The organism is Pseudomonas alliivorans (assembly GCF_017826695.1).
GTDB classification, from domain to species: Bacteria; Pseudomonadota; Gammaproteobacteria; order Pseudomonadales; family Pseudomonadaceae; genus Aquipseudomonas; species Aquipseudomonas alliivorans.
The window spans coordinates 200429-216624 of the sequence record NZ_JAFFZW010000005.1 but is presented as its reverse complement, the minus strand read 5'-3'; the positions used below and the strand labels follow the sequence as shown (position 1 = coordinate 216624).

Below are 16196 nucleotides of genomic sequence, written 5' to 3'. Positions count from 1 at the left end.
CTTGAAGAGACGCCGTGTGACTGCGCTGACACCACTCGATACCCTTTGGCTGACCGAAGCTGTGCGCCTGCGTGAACATCAGGCGGGCACGCTGGACGATCAGGAAGCCAACCGCCGCGCCCGCGCTGGCGAAGGCGACCTCACAACCCGCATTACCCATCGCGCCTTGTGGCTGGCGGAGCGCGACGGCATGGTTGCTGCGCTGCATCACTGGAAACAGGGGGCGCGACTTGCCCTGATTGCGCTGGCCGTACTGGCGATCATGAGTGGTGCAGGTCTGGCTTTCGCCGCCATGGGCGATGGCCGGACACCAGTGAACGTATTCTGGGCGCTGGGCAGCCTGCTCGGCTTGAACCTGATTCTTCTGATCAGTTGGGGGCTGGGGCTGATCTTCGCCGGACGCAATAACAGCGGGCTTGGTCGCTTGTGGTTATGGTTGAGTGAAAAGCTCGCCCGCGATGCGCAGGCCGCACAACTGGCACCGGCGCTCATTCTACTGCTGCAACGAAGGCGCCTGAATCGCTGGGTATTGGGATCGGTGATCAACAGCCTTTGGCTGATCGCGCTGCTCAGCGCGTTGGTGGTGCTATTGATGCTGATGTCGACCCGACGCTACGGCTTTGTCTGGGAAACCACCATCTTGAGCAGCGACACATTCGTCAGCCTGACCCAGACGCTGAGCACGATCCCGGCATGGCTGGGTTTCAGCGTACCGGACGAATCGATGATCCGCGCCAGCGGCAACGGCGCATCAAATATCGAAACGGCTCGTCAGGCTTGGGCGGCCTGGCTGGTTGGCGTGCTGCTGGTCTATGGCGTTCTGCCGCGCCTGATGCTGGCCACGTTTTGTCTGTGGCGCTGGAAAAGTGGCCGCGCTGGGCTGCGACTTGATCTGGAGCAGCCCGATTACCTTGAACTGCGCGAACGGCTGATGCCCAGCAGCGAGCGCCTGGGCGTCAACGACGCCGAGCCCGCAATGCTGCATCAGGTTCAGCGCGACGCCGGGATTGCTCAAAGCGAAGGCGCTCTGCTGATGGCCATCGAACTGGACGACCAATGCGTCTGGCCGCCACACCTGCCCGCTGGCGTGTCCAATGCGGGGGTTCTGGACAGCCGCGAATCCCGGCACAGACTGCTGGAACAACTGACTCAATACCCGCCCGCACGCCTGCTGATTGCCTGTGATCCGCGCCGCTCGCCGGACCGCGGCAGCCTCGCGCTGATCGCAGAGCTGGCCCGCTGCGCCGGAGCAACCCGCGTCTGGCTGCTGCCAGCACCTGCGGGACAAACACTGGACCCCGAGCGACTCGACGACTGGCATGTCGCACTGGATCAACTGCAATTGCCATGGACAGACAGCACGCCCATGAGCTGGCTGGAGACAGGCCATGAGTGAAGCGCGCAAACCCACAGCCATCAAGCTGGCAGTGGTCGGGCACACCAACGTGGGCAAGACCTCGTTGCTGCGAACCCTGACAGGCGACGTCAGCTTCGGCGAAGTGTCCCATAGACCCAGCACGACAAGGCATGTTGAGGGTGCCCGCCTCTCGGTGGAGGGCCAGGCCACGGTCGAGCTGTACGATACACCCGGCCTGGAAGACGCCATCGCCCTGCTCGACTATCTGGAACGCCTGGATCGTCCAGGCGAACGACTGGATGGCCCGGCAAGGCTGGCGCGTTTCCTGGAAGGCAGCGAAGCACGCCAACGCTTCGAACAGGAAGCCAAGGTGCTGCGGCAGTTGCTCGACTCGAACGCAGGTCTGTATGTGATCGATGCCCGCGAACCGGTGCTGTCCAAATACCGTGACGAACTGGCAGTGCTCGCCAGCTGCGGAAAACCCTTGCTGCCGGTCCTCAATTTTGTCAGCGCGCAGCAGCACCGTGAGCCCGAATGGCGCGAAGCCCTCTCGCGCCTCGGCCTGCATGCGCTGGTGCGTTTCGACAGTGTCGCGCCTCCTGAAGACGGCGGGCGGCGTCTCTACGAAAGCCTGGCGCTGATGCTGGAAAGCGCACGCCCGCAGTTGGAGCGCCTGATTCAGGATCAGGAGAAACAGCGTCAGGCCAGGCGCCACAGTGCAGGGCGCCTGATCGCGGAAATGCTGATCGACTGCGCAGCCTGTCGGCGCAGCGTCGAAACCACGCCTGACCAGGAAAAGCAGGCCATCGAGGCATTGCGTCAGGCGGTCCGGCAGCGTGAACAGCAGTGCGTTGAGGCGCTGCTCAAACTGCATGCGTTTCGCAAGGATGACGTGACCGCCAGCGACTTGCCGCTGATGGATGGCCGCTGGGGCGATGACCTGTTCAACCCGGAAACCCTCAAGCTGATGGGCGTACGGGTCGGCGGCGGCGTGGCGGCAGGCGCTGCGGCCGGAGCAGGCGTGGATCTGATGGTCGGAGGGGTCACACTGGGCGCTGCTGCGCTGGTGGGTGCCATTGCCGGCGGCGCCCTGCTGACCGCACGCAGTTACGGCGGACGCCTGCTGGGCAAACTCAAAGGACATCGGGAACTGACCGTCGACGATGCCGTACTGCGCCTGCTCGCACTGCGTCAGACCCATCTGTTGGCCGCACTCGGCGTCAGAGGCCACGCGGCAATCAACAGCATCGAACTGACCACCCCGCAGGACACGACCTGGCGCAAGGGCAAACTGCCAGAGCCCTTGTCACGCGCCCGCGCCCACCCGCAATGGTCATCACTCAATCCCCGTGCGCGCTTGAATCAGGCTGAAAGGCAAGAGGTGATCGATGAGTTGGCGGGGGTGATTTTGCGGGAGTGATGACTCAGCAAGTTATGTCGTGTCTGCTCCCAAAACTGACATCGGACACGATCAGCGTGCTGGCAAACACATCGAATACCCGATTCGTCTTATAAAAAAACCCGCATCTCTGCGGGTTTTTTATTGCTTCAAGGAAATCAGCCCTTGAACACGTCGTCCACGCTGGTCAGCGGGTAGTGCTTCGGATATGGCAGGGTGGCCACACCGCTTTCGATAGCGGCCTTGGCGACTGCTTCGGCGATCAGGCCCAGCAGGCGGGTGTCCATGGGTTTCGGGATGATGTATTCACGACCGAATTCCAGTTTGATGCCGCCATAGGCGTCGCACACTTCCTGAGGAACCGGCAGTTTGGCCAGTTCGCGCAGGGCGTTGGCTGCGGCGATCTTCATTTCTTCGTTGATGCGTTTGGCGCGAACGTCCAGAGCACCGCGGAAAATGAACGGGAAGCCCAGTACGTTGTTGACCTGGTTCGGGTAGTCCGAACGGCCGGTCGCCATGATCACGTCGCTGCGAGTGGCGTGAGCCAGCTCCGGGGAGATTTCCGGATCAGGGTTCGAGCAGGCGAACACGATCGGATCCTTGGCCATCAGCTTGAGATTTTCAGCACTCAGCAGGTTAGGACCGGACAGGCCCACGAATACGTCAGCGCCATCCAGCGCATCGGTCAGCGTGCGCTTTTCAGTGGCATGTGCGAACACAGCCTTGTACTGGTTCAGGTCGGTACGTCCGGAGTGGATCACGCCGGTGCGGTCGATCATGAAGATGTTTTCGATCTTCGCGCCCATGCTCACCAGCAGCTTCATGCAGGAGATGGCAGCAGCACCAGCGCCCAGGCAGACGATCTTCGCGGTGTCGAGGGTTTTGCCGACGATTTCCAGGGCGTTGATCATGCCGGCTGCGGTCACGATAGCAGTGCCGTGCTGGTCATCGTGGAACACCGGGATGTCGCACTGTTCGATCAGCGCTTTCTCGATTTCAAAGCACTCCGGCGCCTTGATGTCTTCCAGGTTGATACCACCGAAGGTAATCGAGATGCGCTTTACGGTGTCGATGAAGGCCTGCGGGCTTTCGGAATCGACTTCGATATCGAAAACGTCGATACCGGCGAAACGCTTGAACAGAACGCCTTTACCTTCCATGACTGGCTTGGAGGCCAGTGGGCCCAGATCGCCAAGGCCGAGAATTGCGGTGCCATCGGAGATAACTGCTACCAGGTTGCCTTTGCCGGTGTACTTGTAAGCCAGCTCCGGGTCACGGGCAATTTCACGCACGGGTTCAGCAACGCCAGGGCTGTAGGCCAGAGCCAGGTCACGAGCGGTTGCGGTCGGCTTGGTGAGTTCTACGCTCAGCTTCCCTGGACGGGGATTGGCATGGTAATCGAGCGCGGCAGTTTTCAAATCTGACATGTATTGGATTCCGCTTTTTTTACTGTGGGACAGACGGACCGCCGAGGATACGCAAGATGCATAGTCCTAACAAGACTGACCAGTCACTGCTGTCAAGGGGCGAGAAGTTAGACTTTCCGCTAAGGCACTGGAAACACAAAAAGCCGAACCGCTCGTCGAAAGGCCCGGGATTGCAGGCGATGCCTAGGGGTTGAGCATGGCCGGATGGGTCAGCGGCATCAGCCAGCGAGCCTGTCCTGACTGTAGACCACCGCGCCGGGAACGGTCCACCACCCAGCCCCGCGCTTCAACCTGTCGGCCCTTTAGCCGCTCAAGCTTCGCCACATCGAAGGCTGGCAGCAGATCAGGGGCAACGCGTAGCACCAATGGACCGTCGAGTTCGATCCAGACTCCGCCGCGGTTGCGTTGAACGCTCTTCACGCGCCCGGATATCACGGCAAAGCCGCCTTTGTTGATACGACTGGCAGATTGCACAGGAGCGTTACGCCACAGGCCCAGTCTGGCCTGGCGCGCCTGACGCTCGGCGCTCTGCTGGCAATCGACCAGCGCCGTATTGGGCGCGACGGCAACCAGATAGCCGAGTCCTTCGCTCAGCAACTGCGCCTCGAGGTTGGTGCCGTTGCGACCGTAGACGTTGGCCAGCGTGCGACCGTAACGATCCCTGGCCTGCTGACCGATCTGCAGGCGAACCTGGCCGTCACTGTCTTTGACCAACGCTTGCAGGCGTCGCTTGCCCGCTTCGGCGAACGGCTCGGCGGGCTGACCGCGCTTGCCGGTCTCGGGCGTATTGAGACCGATCATTCGTACACTGCGACCATCGCTCAGACGCAGGGTGTCACCGTCCACCACGCGCTGCACCTTTACAACGGGCAAACCGTCCGGCGCAGGGCAGAACGCTTCTGCGCCGGACAGCCAAATCGCGGACATAAAAAAGACGCCCACAAGGGGCGTCTTTTCAAGCAGTCTGGAAATGCCCATGAGGCAGCCAGTCTTACTTCGCTTTGGTTGCGCCGAACGCACCGAAACGGGATTTGAACTTGTCGACACGGCCGCCGATGTCAAGCGTCTTCTGCTTGCCAGTGTAGAACGGGTGGCACTCGTTGCACACGTCGAGGCTCAGAGGAGCGGCGAGAGTGGAACGGGTCTTGATGACATTGCCGCAGCTGCAGGTTGCGTCAATGGCTTCGTAAACTGGATGGATATCAGCTTTCATCGGTACTTCCTCAGTCTAGCGTGCCGCCACCCAACACTATTGTTGAATACCGCACGGAAATAGGCCGTGGATAGTATCAGACAATCGAAACGACGCAAGCGAACCTTTGCACCGGTCGTCTGCTAAGATCGCGCATCGCCCACGACCGCCACAGGGAAACACCGCGTGCCCAACGCCATCCTGCGCCTTGCCCTGCCCTCGCCGCTTCGCCGCCTGTTCGATTACCGCGCCCCCGCTGGCGTGTCGCGCAGCGCACTGCAGCCCGGCATGCGTCTGCGGGTGCCATTCGGCCGGCGGGAAATGATCGGCATTCTGGTCGAGGTCGTGGATCACAGTGAAGTACCTGCTGACAAATTGAAGCCCGCGATTGCCTTGCTCGACAGCCAGGCACCGCTGCCCGCCGCGCTGTTCAAGCTGTGCCTGTGGACGTCCCAGTATTATCAGCACAGCCTGGGCGATACCTTGAGCTGGGCCTTGCCGGTGCTGCTGCGTCAGGGCGAACTGGCCGAAACCCGCCAGGAACGCTTCTGGCACGTGTCACCCGGCGCCAGCGTCGACGACTCGCGCATCGCCCGTGCACCCAAGCAGCGCGAAGCCCTGACCACCCTCGCCCAGCATCCTCATGGTGTGGCGCATCAACTGCTCAGCAAGCTGATGCTTAATAAGGATAGCCTCAATCTGTTGCTGGCCAAGGAGCTGGTGTACGTCGAAGTGCGCAGCCACGCGCCCAGTGCGCGGCATGAGCACTGGCTGGCGCAGCCGGAATTGCCGCTTAACACCGAGCAGCGCGCCGCCTATGAAGCCATACGCGCCGGGTTCGATAGCTTCCATGCGTTTCTGCTGGCAGGCGTGACGGGCAGCGGCAAGACCGAAGTCTATCTGCAACTGATCCGCGAGACGCTGGAGGCGGGCAAGCAGGCGCTGGTACTGATCCCGGAAATCAACCTGGGGCCGCAGACCCTGGCGCGCTTCGAACAGCGCTTCAATGCACGTATTGCGCTGATACATTCAGCCGTCAACGACCGTGAGCGACTGGATGCCTGGCTGGCGGCGCGTGATGGCGAAGCCGACATTATTATCGGCACCCGCTCGGCGCTGTTCACGCCCATGAAAAACCCTGGCCTGATCATCATCGACGAAGAGCACGACGGTTCCTATAAACAGCAGGAAGGTCTGCGTTATCACGCTCGCGATCTGGCGCTGGTGCGTGCCCGTCAGGAAAACATCCCGATTGTGCTCGGCTCGGCCACCCCATCACTGGAAAGCCTGCATAACGCCTACACCGGTCGTTACGGCCTGCTGCGCCTGAATCAACGTGCCGGCGGCGCGCAACAGCCACGCTTTCTGCGACTGGACGTAAAAAGCAGACCGCTGGACAGCGGCATCTCCGGGCCGATGCAACAAGCCATTGGTCAGACCCTTGCAGCTGGCCAGCAGGTGCTGGTGTTTCTCAACCGCCGCGGCTTTGCGCCGACCCTGCTGTGCCACGACTGCGGCTGGATGTCCGGCTGTCAGCGCTGCGACGCGCGCATGACGGTGCACCAGCGCTCCGGCGAGCTGCGCTGTCACCACTGCGGGTACGTTGAACGAGTGCCGCGTCAGTGCCCGTCGTGCGGCAAGGTGGATCTGCGGCCAGTCGGCGCAGGCACCGAGCGCGCCGAAGAGCGTCTGGCGATACTGTTTCCGGATTACCCGGTGCTGCGCGTCGATCGCGACAGCACCTCGCGCAAGGATGCGATGAATCAGCTGTTCGCGACCATCCAGCGCGGCCAGCCGTGCATTCTGGTCGGCACGCAGATGCTCGCCAAGGGGCATCACTTCCCCCGCGTCACGCTGGTGTCGATTCTGGATGCCGACGGCGGGCTGTTCTCCGGCGATTTCCGCGCCAGCGAGCGCATGGCACAACTGATCGTCCAGGTCGCCGGGCGTGCAGGCCGGGCCGAGGAGCCGGGCCGCGTGATCATTCAGACGCATCTGGCCGACCACCCCTTGTTGATCCAGCTCACCGAACAGGGCTATTTCGCGTTCGCCGAACAGGCCTTGAGCGAGCGCCGCTCGGCCGGTCTGCCGCCGTTCTCGCACCTTGCGTTGCTGCGCGCCGAAGCACACAAGCCGGGGCAGGCCGAAGCGTTTCTGGATCAGGCCTGCAGCGAGGCGGAACAACTGCTGACTGACATGAGCCTGGGCGGCATCGAACTGCTCGGCCCGGTGCCCGCACCGATGGAACGTCGTGCCGGACGCTATCGCGCGCAATTGCTGTTGCAGTCCAGCGCCCGTGCGCCACTGCACAAATTGCTGAGCAACTGGCTGATCGCTCTTGAGCAGATGCCCAGTGGCAGGCAGGTCAGGTGGTCGCTGGACGTGGACCCCGTTGACCTGTACTGATCAACCCCCCTGCATAAACGCTGCTTCTTGTGGGAGACGCCCAGTGTTTATCGCAAGACAGGGCAGCCTCTCCGACGCAGGGGAATACCTGAATGGTCCGCATGGATAGGCGCCTCAAAACCAACACGGTTGGCAAGGCGGCTTGAGCAACGGATAATGCAAAGTTTTTCCACCCGCGCATCCAGGCGCCACCGCGCTTGCGGTCGAAGAGAGCATCATGAAAGACACCATTCGCCAGCTGATTCAACAAGCCCTGACCCGTCTCGTCACCGAGGGCGTCTTGCCAGAAGGGCTGACGCCGGCGATCCAGGTCGAGAACGCTCGCGACAAGACCCACGGCGACTTCGCCAGCAACATCGCGATGATGCTCGCCAAGCCCGCCGGGATGAAGCCGCGCGATCTGGCTGAAAAGCTGATTGCAGCGCTGCCCGCCGATGAGCAGGTCAGCAAGGTGGAAATCGCAGGTCCCGGCTTTCTGAATTTCTTTCAGAACACTCAAGCCCTGGCCGCGCGTCTGGACGCAGCCCTGGCCGACCCGCACCTTGCGGTACGCAAGGCAGGCCCGGCGCAGCGTGTGGTGGTCGACCTGTCAGCACCGAACCTGGCCAAGGAAATGCACGTCGGCCATCTGCGCTCGACCATCATTGGTGACGGCGTAGCCAATGTCCTCGGCTTTCTGGGCGATACCGTCATTCGCCAGAACCACGTCGGCGACTGGGGCACCCAGTTCGGCATGCTGCTCGCTTATCTTCAGGAAAAACCGGCGACCAGCGACGAGCTGTCGGACCTGGAAAACTTCTATCGGGCAGCGAAGCAGCGTTTCGACGAATCCGAAGAGTTCGCCGAGCGCGCCCGCGGGCTCGTGGTCAAGCTGCAGGGCGGCGATGCCGAATGCCTGGCGCTCTGGAAACGCTTCAACGAAATCTCGCTGTCGCACTGCCAGAAGACCTACGAGCGCCTCAACGTCAATCTGACGCCGGCCGATGTCATGGGCGAAAGCGCCTACAACGACGATCTGGCCAATGTGGTCAGCGACTTGAAAGCCACGGGCCTGCTGGTGGAAAGCAATGGTGCCCTGTGCGTATTCCTCGAAGAATTCCGCACCGCCGAAGACACACCACTGCCCGTGATCGTGCAAAAGGCCGGTGGCGGCTATCTGTACGCCACCACTGACCTTGCCGCCATTCGTTATCGCAGCAAGGTGCTCAAGGCTGATCGCGTGCTGTACTTCGTTGACCAGCGGCAGGCGCTGCACTTCCAGCAGGTGTTCGAAGTAGCGCGCCGCGCAGGCTTCGTTCATGAGGGCATGCAGCTGGAGCACATGGGCTTCGGCACCATGAACGGCGCCGACGGCCGTCCGTTCAAGACCCGCGATGGCGGTACGGTAAAGCTGATCGATCTGCTCGACGAAGCTGAAGAGCGCGCTTACACGCTGGTAAAAGAAAAGAACCCCGAAGTTGCGGAAGCCGAGCTGCGCAACATCGCCAGGGCGGTGGGCATCAGCGCGGTGAAATACGCCGACCTGTCCAAGCACCGCACCAGCGACTACAGCTTCAACTTCGATCAGATGCTGAGCTTCGAAGGCAACACAGCGCCTTACCTGCTCTACGCCTACACGCGTGTGTCTGGTGTATTCCGCAAGCTGGGCACGCCGTTCGATGCCAGCAAAGGCAAGATCACGCTGGAAGCTCCGCAAGAGCAGGAACTGGCAGCCCGCCTGGCGCAATTCACCGAAACCCTGAACAACGTCGCAGAAAAAGGCACGCCTCACGTACTCTGTGCTTACCTGTATGACCTTGCGGGTCTGTTTTCGAGCTTTTACGAAAACTGCCCGATCCTTGGTGCCGAAAATCCCGATCAGCAACAGAGCCGCCTGCGTCTGGCAGCGCTGACCGGTCGCACCCTCAAGCAAGGCCTGGATCTGTTGGGTCTGGAAACTCTGGAGCGTATGTAAGTTGGCAGTTGCGAAGAAGAAACCGGCACCCAAGCGCGGCGCCAGCCGTTATCAGGCACCCGCGAAGAAGCCGATTCCAGGATGGTTGTGGCTGGTCATTGGCTTGACCGTAGGCGCATTCGTTGTCTTTCTGATGAAGCTCGAGCCAGGCGGCGATGACATCAAGCGGGTCAAGGCTGACGCCAAGGCGGCAAAAATCGCCGAGGCGAACAAGACGCCACCGAGCCCGACGGCCCCGGTCAAGCCCAAATATGACTTCTACACCTTGCTGCCCGAGTCGGAAGTGATCGTGCCGAACGAAGCGGTGCCTGAAAAGACGCCGCCTGCGGTCGCGCCGACTGCCCCGGTTACGCCGGAGCAGGCCGCCAAAATCGATACCGCCCGCGCCCAGGCTGCGCTCAGCGGCCTGACTCCGCCACCAGCGCCTCCGGTCGCGGCGACCAAACCGGCGGCGGTGACCACATTCTTCCTGCAGGCGGGTTCGTTTCGCAAACAGGCAGACGCCGAGAAGGTCCGTGCGCAGATCATCCTGCTGGGCCAGACCGCGACCGTGGAATCGGGCACCGTGAAGGACGAAACCTGGTACCGCGTATTGGTCGGCCCGTTCAGCAACCGCGAGCAACTGACCACAGCCCAGAAGCAGCTGGCGGGTGGTGGATTCAGTAACCTTTTGTTGCAGCAGCGTCAGAGCCGGTAAGGCGCTGATCGTTCTAACGAAGTCTTGCTGCAACGGACTGTGGGAGGCAGATTGCCGGCGATGCTTTTTCTGAAGCGGCCTATCAGTGATTGAACTGATGCCATCGCCGGCAAGCCGCCTCGCACGAGGCATGCATTCAGTCAGACACGTTGATGATCGTTCCCGCCCTCCTGCGTGGCGACGCCGCCCGGAAAGGCCATTCATCCCCAACGGTTGAAATACCCGCCCCCACCCCCATATGAGTCTGCATCAGGGCATTTTCGCCCCGCTGCGTGGAGACTCTCCCCTTGACCACCATCGTTTCAGTGCGCCGTCACGGCAAAGTCGTCATGGCTGGCGACGGCCAGGTTTCCCTGGGCAACACCGTCATGAAAGGCAACGCCAAGAAAGTGCGCCGCCTTTACCACGGCGAAGTGATTGCCGGGTTCGCCGGTGCTACCGCCGATGCATTCACGCTGTTCGAGCGCTTCGAAGGCCAGCTGGAAAAACACCAGGGCCATCTCGTCCGTGCCGCCGTCGAACTGGCCAAGGACTGGCGCACCGACCGCTCGCTGAGCCGTCTGGAGGCCATGCTGGCCGTCGCCAATAAGGACGCCTCGCTGATCATCACCGGCAACGGCGACGTCGTTGAACCGGAAGATGGCCTCATCGCGATGGGCTCCGGCGGTGCATTCGCCCAGGCCGCCGCGCGCGCCCTGCTGCTCAAGACCGATCTGTCGGCACGCGAAATCGCGGAAACCTCGCTGCACATCGCAGGCGACATTTGCGTGTTCACCAACCACAACATCACCATTGAGGAGCAGGACCTCGCCGAATAAGCCGCTGCGGCTTCATTTGCGCCAGAGGACCGTCAATCATTATGTCCATGACTCCCCGCGAAATCGTCCACGAACTCAACCGCCATATCATCGGCCAGGACGATGCCAAGCGCGCCGTTGCCATTGCCCTGCGCAACCGTTGGCGCCGCATGCAGCTGCCTGAAGAGCTGCGCGTCGAAGTGACGCCCAAGAACATCCTGATGATCGGCCCGACCGGTGTCGGCAAGACCGAGATTGCCCGTCGCCTGGCCAAGCTGGCCAATGCGCCGTTCATCAAGGTCGAAGCGACCAAGTTCACCGAAGTCGGCTATGTCGGTCGTGATGTCGAGTCGATTATCCGCGATCTGGCCGATGCCGCGATCAAGCTGCTGCGCGAGCAGGAAATCGTCAAGGTTCGCCACCGTGCCGAAGACGCTGCCGAAGACCGTATCCTCGATGCCCTGCTGCCACCTGCCCGTGTCGGCTTCAACGATGACCCGGTCCAGACCAACGATTCCAACACCCGTCAGCTGTTTCGCAAGCGTCTGCGCGAAGGCCAGCTGGATGACAAGGAAATCGAGATCGAGATCAACGAGGCCGTGGGCGTCGACATCTCCGCGCCGCCGGGCATGGAGGAGATGACCAACCAGCTTCAGAGTCTGTTTGCCAATATGGGCAAGGGCAAGAAGAAGAGCCGCAAGCTCAAGGTCAAGGAAGCGCTCAAGCTGGTGCGCGAAGAAGAAGCGGGTCGCCTGGTCAACGACGAAGAGTTGAAGGTCAAGGCGCTGGAAGCGGTCGAGCAGCACGGTATCGTGTTCATCGACGAGATCGACAAGGTCGCCAAGCGCGGCAATTCCGGTGGCGTGGACGTGTCCCGTGAAGGGGTGCAGCGCGACCTGCTGCCATTGATCGAAGGCTGCACGGTCAACACCAAGCTGGGCATGGTCAAGACCGACCACATCCTGTTCATCGCCTCCGGTGCGTTCCATTTGAGCAAGCCGAGCGATCTGGTGCCTGAGCTTCAGGGTCGTCTGCCGATCCGTGTCGAGCTCAAGGCCCTGTCGCCGCAGGACTTCGAACGCATCCTCAGCGAGCCGCACGCGTCGTTGACCGAGCAGTACTGCGCGTTGCTCAAGACCGAAGGCCTGAACATCGAGTTCCAGCCCGACGGCATCAAGCGTCTGGCGGAGATCGCCTGGCAGGTCAACGAGAAGACCGAGAACATCGGTGCGCGTCGTCTGCACACGTTGCTTGAGCGTCTGCTTGAAGAAGTGTCGTTCAGCGCAGGGGACATGGCGTCCAGTCCGGATGCTGCACCGATCGCCATCGACGCCGATTACGTCAACAGTCACCTGGGCGAACTGGCCAAGGACGAAGACCTGTCACGCTACATTCTCTGAACCTGTCGTCACCTGGAGGAGCGCCGCGCGAGGCGCTCCTTTAGTATCCAGGTTGTTCGCGCCGGTGATGCGTGGCTTGATAGAACATCGAAAGCGGAAACCATGACCCGAATCCCCACTGCCATTCAGTTGCACAAAGCCTCCCGAACCCTGACGCTGAAATACGCGACAGGCGAGCAATACCATCTGCCAGCCGAACTGTTGCGCACGCATTCGCCATCGGCCGAAGTTCAGGGCCACGGCAAGCCGATCCTGCAATACGGCAAGCTGAATGTGGGCTTGATCAAGGTGGAACCGGCCGGTCAGTACGCGGTGAAACTGACCTTCGACGATGGTCACGACAGCGGGCTGTTCACCTGGGAGTACCTTTACGAACTGGCCGTGCGCCAGGAATCGCTGTGGGCTGATTACCTTCAGGAACTGGAAAAAGCCGGCAAGTCCCGAGACCCTTCCGAGCACGTCGTCAAACTGATGCTCTGACCCGCAATCCCCTTCCCCGCCGCCCTGGCACGCCATCTGCCGTTTTAGGACGCGCTTTCTAATCGGATTTGTTTCAATGTTCCGCGCAGCGGCTAATGACTGTCGCTGCTTGCGATTTTTTGAAATCTCGCGTAACCAATGGCATTGGCAATTCCTCCGCATCGATTCGATGCGCAGAAGTGGTATGCAAGGAGTGGTTACACGAAGCGCAGTTGTTCGGATGCCTTCGCGGTAGCCTGCATGAAAATCGAGGAATCGGCAGCCAAGCCATCTTAGGTCACACGAGCAGTAGTACCGGCTATTCGCCTGTGTCACTGGTTCACAGGGAAGTAGTGGCGGTACTCGTCTCAGGACAACGGAGCGTCGTAGATGAGTAACACGAAAGACGATGACCTGCAGCGCCAGGCCTCTGAACACACCTTGAATCTCAATCCGGTGGTGGGCTTGCGTCGCAAGGACTTACTGACCACCGCTCGCATGGTGTTGCGCCAGGCGCTCAAGCAACCGATCCACAGCCTCAAGCACGTTGCGCATCTGAGTGTTGAACTCAAGAATGTGGTGTTCGGCAAATCCGCCCTGCAACCGTCTGCGGACGATCGACGCTTCGCCGATCCCGCCTGGAGTCAGAACCCGCTCTATCGCCGCTATCTGCAGACTTACCTGGCCTGGCGCAAGGAATTGCACGACTGGATAGGCGCCAGCAATCTCACCCCGCAGGACATCAGTCGCGCTCACTTTGTGATCAATCTGATGACCGAAGCGATGTCGCCCACCAACTCGGCCGCGAACCCCGCTGCGGTAAAGCGTTTCTTCGAGACAGGCGGCAAAAGCCTGCTGGACGGTCTGTCACACCTCGCCAAAGACCTGGTGCACAACGGCGGCATGCCGAGCCAGGTGAACATGGATGCGTTCGAGGTTGGCAAGAATCTGGGCACGACCGAAGGTGCAGTGGTGTTTCGCAACGATGTGCTGGAGCTGATCCAGTACAAGCCGATCACCGAACAGGTTCATGAAAAACCGCTGCTGGTGATTCCGCCGCAGATCAACAAATTCTACGTCTTCGACCTGAGCCCGGAAAAAAGCCTGGCGCGCTTCTGCCTGCGCAGCAATGTGCAGACGTTCATCATCAGTTGGCGCAACCCGACCAAGGCCCAGCGCGAATGGGGTCTGTCGACTTACATCGAAGCGCTCAAGGAAGCGGTGGATGTGGTGCTGGCGATCACCGGCAGCAAAGACCTCAACGTGCTGGGCGCCTGCTCGGGCGGCATCACCTGCACCGCGCTGCTGGGTCATTACGCCGCGCTCGGCGACCAGAAGATCAATGCCATGACCCTGTTGGTGAGCGTACTCGACACCACGCTGGACACCGATGTGGCGTTGTTCGTCGACGAGCAGACCCTGGAAACTGCCAAACGCCATTCGTATCAGGCGGGCGTGCTGGAAGGTCGGGACATGGCCAAGGTATTCGCCTGGATGCGCCCCAACGACCTGATCTGGAACTACTGGGTCAATAACTACCTGCTCGGCAACGAACCGCCGGTCTTCGACATTCTGCTCTGGAACAACGACACCACGCGTCTGCCTGCGGCCTTTCATGGCGACCTGATCGAGATGTTCAAGAACAACCCGCTGACCCGGCCCAATGCGCTGGAAGTCTGCGGCACGCCGATCGACCTGAAACAGGTCACCACCGACGTGTTCTGTCTGGCGGGCACCAACGACCACATCACGCCGTGGCCGTCGTGCTACAAGTCTGCGCGTCTGTTTGGCGGCAAGACCGAGTTCGTGCTGTCCAGCAGCGGGCACATCCAGAGCATTCTCAATCCGCCCGGCAACCCCAAGTCGCGCTACATGACCAACACCGAGCTGCCGGCCACGCCGGACGAATGGCAGGAAAACGGCACCAAGCACACCGACTCATGGTGGTTGCACTGGCAGGCCTGGCAGACAGAGCGTTCCGGCAAGCTCAAAAAGGCACCTGCATCGCTTGGCAACAAGGCGTTTCCGGCAGGAGAAGCATCGCCCGGCACCTACGTTCACGAACGCTAGACTCAAGGAAGAAGGCACGCTGCCGTTCTCTATGAAAAGACCGGCAGCGCTCGTTAGGCGAATGACAGACGTACGATCTGGTCGAAACGCAGGACTGCTTTCCCAGCGGTTTAACCAACAGGGCTTCGCGCATGCCTCAACCGTTTGTATTTCGCTCCATTGACCTGGACGGTCACACCATTCGCACCGCCGTGCGACCTGGCAAGAGTCATTTGACGCCGCTGCTGATCTTCAACGGCATCGGCGCCAACCTCGAGCTGGTGTTTCCGTTCGTCGATGCGCTGGACCCGGATCTGGAGGTCATCGCGTTCGATGTTCCTGGGGTCGGCGGCTCTTCCACACCCAGACGTCCTTACCGCTTTCCGGGGCTGGCGAAGCTGGCTGCGCGCATGCTCGATTACCTGGATTACGGGCAGGTGAATGCGATTGGCGTGTCATGGGGCGGCGCGCTGGCGCAGCAGTTCGCTCACGACTATCCGGAACGCTGCAAGAAGCTGGTGCTGGCCGCCACGGCGGCCGGCATGGCGATGGTGCCCGGCAAGCCGCGGGTGCTGTGGCTGATGGCGAGCCCGCGGCGCTACATCCAGCCGTCGCACGTGATTCGTATCGCACCGGAAATCTACGGCGGCGCCTTTCGCCGCGACCCTCATCTGGCAGCCAACCATGCGGCCAAGGTCCGCTCGTCCGGCAAGCTGGGTTACTACTGGCAGCTGTTTGCGGGCATGGGCTGGACCAGCATCCACTGGCTGCACAAGATTCATCAGCCCACGCTGGTACTGGCCGGTGACGACGATCCGTTGATTCCGCTGGTAAATATGCGCCTGTTGGCCTGGCGTATCCCCAATGCCCAGCTACACATAATCGATGACGGACATTTGTTTTTGATCACCCGAGCCGAAGCGGTGGCTCCCATCATCATGGGTTTTCTGCAACAGGAACGACAACGCGCGGTCATGCACCCGCACCCCACACCTCCCAGAGCGCGCTGATTGCGTCCGTCACGGTCGAAGGCACTGGAACGCTTCGAGAACACGAATA

The 16196-nt window shown here is 61.2% G+C and carries 13 protein-coding genes; 10 read left to right on the top strand and 3 right to left on the bottom strand.

What is annotated here, in order from left to right:
• The first annotated feature begins 16 nt into the window (after positions 1–16).
• A complete protein-coding gene (locus JTJ32_RS15745) occupies positions 17–1396 on the top strand; it encodes a DUF2868 domain-containing protein (RefSeq protein WP_210042589.1) in 1380 nt (459 codons plus the stop codon).
• Positions 1389–2777 carry a GTPase/DUF3482 domain-containing protein gene (locus JTJ32_RS15740; RefSeq protein WP_210042587.1) on the top strand — a complete coding sequence of 463 codons (1389 nt, stop codon included), beginning with the start codon at positions 1389–1391 and terminating at the stop codon, positions 2775–2777. The genes JTJ32_RS15745 and JTJ32_RS15740 overlap by 8 nt, the downstream gene beginning before the upstream one ends.
• 137 nt (positions 2778–2914) lie before the next feature.
• Here the strand turns inward: JTJ32_RS15740 and JTJ32_RS15735 are convergent, their stop codons facing one another.
• From JTJ32_RS15735 to rpmE, 3 genes are all read right to left on the bottom strand, one after another.
• Positions 2915–4183 carry a malic enzyme-like NAD(P)-binding protein gene (locus JTJ32_RS15735; protein WP_099229392.1) on the bottom strand — a complete coding sequence of 423 codons (1269 nt, stop codon included), beginning with the start codon at positions 4181–4183 and terminating at the stop codon, positions 2915–2917.
• 183 nt (positions 4184–4366) lie between these two features.
• Positions 4367–5161 carry a thermonuclease family protein gene (locus JTJ32_RS15730; RefSeq protein ID WP_210042586.1) on the bottom strand — a complete coding sequence of 265 codons (795 nt, stop codon included), beginning with the start codon at positions 5159–5161 and terminating at the stop codon, positions 4367–4369.
• A gap of 13 nt (positions 5162–5174) precedes the next feature.
• Positions 5175–5396 (bottom strand): 50S ribosomal protein L31, encoded by a 222-nt coding sequence (gene rpmE, locus JTJ32_RS15725; protein WP_024686334.1) that lies wholly within the window; start codon positions 5394–5396, stop codon positions 5175–5177.
• A 165-nt stretch (positions 5397–5561) separates the two neighbouring features.
• On the opposite strand from rpmE, the gene JTJ32_RS15720 reads away from it, so the two are divergent.
• From JTJ32_RS15720 to phaZ, 8 genes are all read left to right on the top strand, one after another.
• On the top strand, positions 5562–7781 hold the full coding sequence (locus tag JTJ32_RS15720; RefSeq protein ID WP_184321941.1) for a primosomal protein N': 2220 nt from the start codon (positions 5562–5564) through the stop codon (positions 7779–7781).
• A 217-nt stretch (positions 7782–7998) separates the two neighbouring features.
• Positions 7999–9735 (top strand): arginine--tRNA ligase, encoded by a 1737-nt coding sequence (gene argS, locus JTJ32_RS15715; protein ID WP_099229389.1) that lies wholly within the window; start codon positions 7999–8001, stop codon positions 9733–9735.
• Between the two features lies 1 nt (position 9736).
• Entirely contained in the window at positions 9737–10432 is a 696-nt protein-coding gene (locus JTJ32_RS15710; RefSeq protein ID WP_122421613.1) for an SPOR domain-containing protein, read from the top strand.
• Positions 10433–10719: 287 nt separating this feature from the next.
• Complete coding sequence (hslV, locus tag JTJ32_RS15705) at positions 10720–11250, top strand: ATP-dependent protease subunit HslV (RefSeq protein ID WP_004882674.1); 531 nt, start codon at positions 10720–10722, stop codon at positions 11248–11250.
• Positions 11251–11291: 41 nt separating this feature from the next.
• Positions 11292–12629: an ATP-dependent protease ATPase subunit HslU gene (gene hslU / locus JTJ32_RS15700; RefSeq protein ID WP_099229387.1), complete on the top strand. Its 1338-nt coding sequence runs from the start codon at positions 11292–11294 to the stop codon at positions 12627–12629.
• 102 nt (positions 12630–12731) lie between these two features.
• Complete coding sequence (locus tag JTJ32_RS15695) at positions 12732–13109, top strand: gamma-butyrobetaine hydroxylase family protein (RefSeq protein WP_210042585.1); 378 nt, start codon at positions 12732–12734, stop codon at positions 13107–13109.
• A gap of 369 nt (positions 13110–13478) precedes the next feature.
• A complete protein-coding gene (gene phaC / locus JTJ32_RS15690) occupies positions 13479–15158 on the top strand; it encodes a class II poly(R)-hydroxyalkanoic acid synthase (protein WP_210042584.1) in 1680 nt (559 codons plus the stop codon).
• Between the two features lie 131 nt (positions 15159–15289).
• Positions 15290–16147: a poly(3-hydroxyalkanoate) depolymerase gene (phaZ, locus tag JTJ32_RS15685; protein WP_099229384.1), complete on the top strand. Its 858-nt coding sequence runs from the start codon at positions 15290–15292 to the stop codon at positions 16145–16147.
• Positions 16148–16196 lie beyond the last annotated feature (49 nt).

Excerpts from the sequence above, each read along its gene's own strand:
- JTJ32_RS15735 (WP_099229392.1), bottom strand. The coding sequence starts at position 4,183 with ATGTCAGATTTGAAAACTGCCGCGCTCGATTACCATGCCAATCCCCGT.
- phaZ (WP_099229384.1), top strand. The coding sequence starts at position 15,290 with ATGCCTCAACCGTTTGTATTTCGCTCCATTGACCTGGACGGTCACACC.
- JTJ32_RS15730 (WP_210042586.1), bottom strand. The coding sequence starts at position 5,161 with ATGGGCATTTCCAGACTGCTTGAAAAGACGCCCCTTGTGGGCGTCTTT.
- JTJ32_RS15695 (WP_210042585.1), top strand. The coding sequence starts at position 12,732 with ATGACCCGAATCCCCACTGCCATTCAGTTGCACAAAGCCTCCCGAACC.
- rpmE (WP_024686334.1), bottom strand. The coding sequence starts at position 5,396 with ATGAAAGCTGATATCCATCCAGTTTACGAAGCCATTGACGCAACCTGC.
- argS (WP_099229389.1), top strand. The coding sequence starts at position 7,999 with ATGAAAGACACCATTCGCCAGCTGATTCAACAAGCCCTGACCCGTCTC.
- phaC (WP_210042584.1), top strand. The coding sequence starts at position 13,479 with ATGAGTAACACGAAAGACGATGACCTGCAGCGCCAGGCCTCTGAACAC.
- hslU (WP_099229387.1), top strand. The coding sequence starts at position 11,292 with ATGTCCATGACTCCCCGCGAAATCGTCCACGAACTCAACCGCCATATC.
- JTJ32_RS15740 (WP_210042587.1), top strand. The coding sequence starts at position 1,389 with ATGAGTGAAGCGCGCAAACCCACAGCCATCAAGCTGGCAGTGGTCGGG.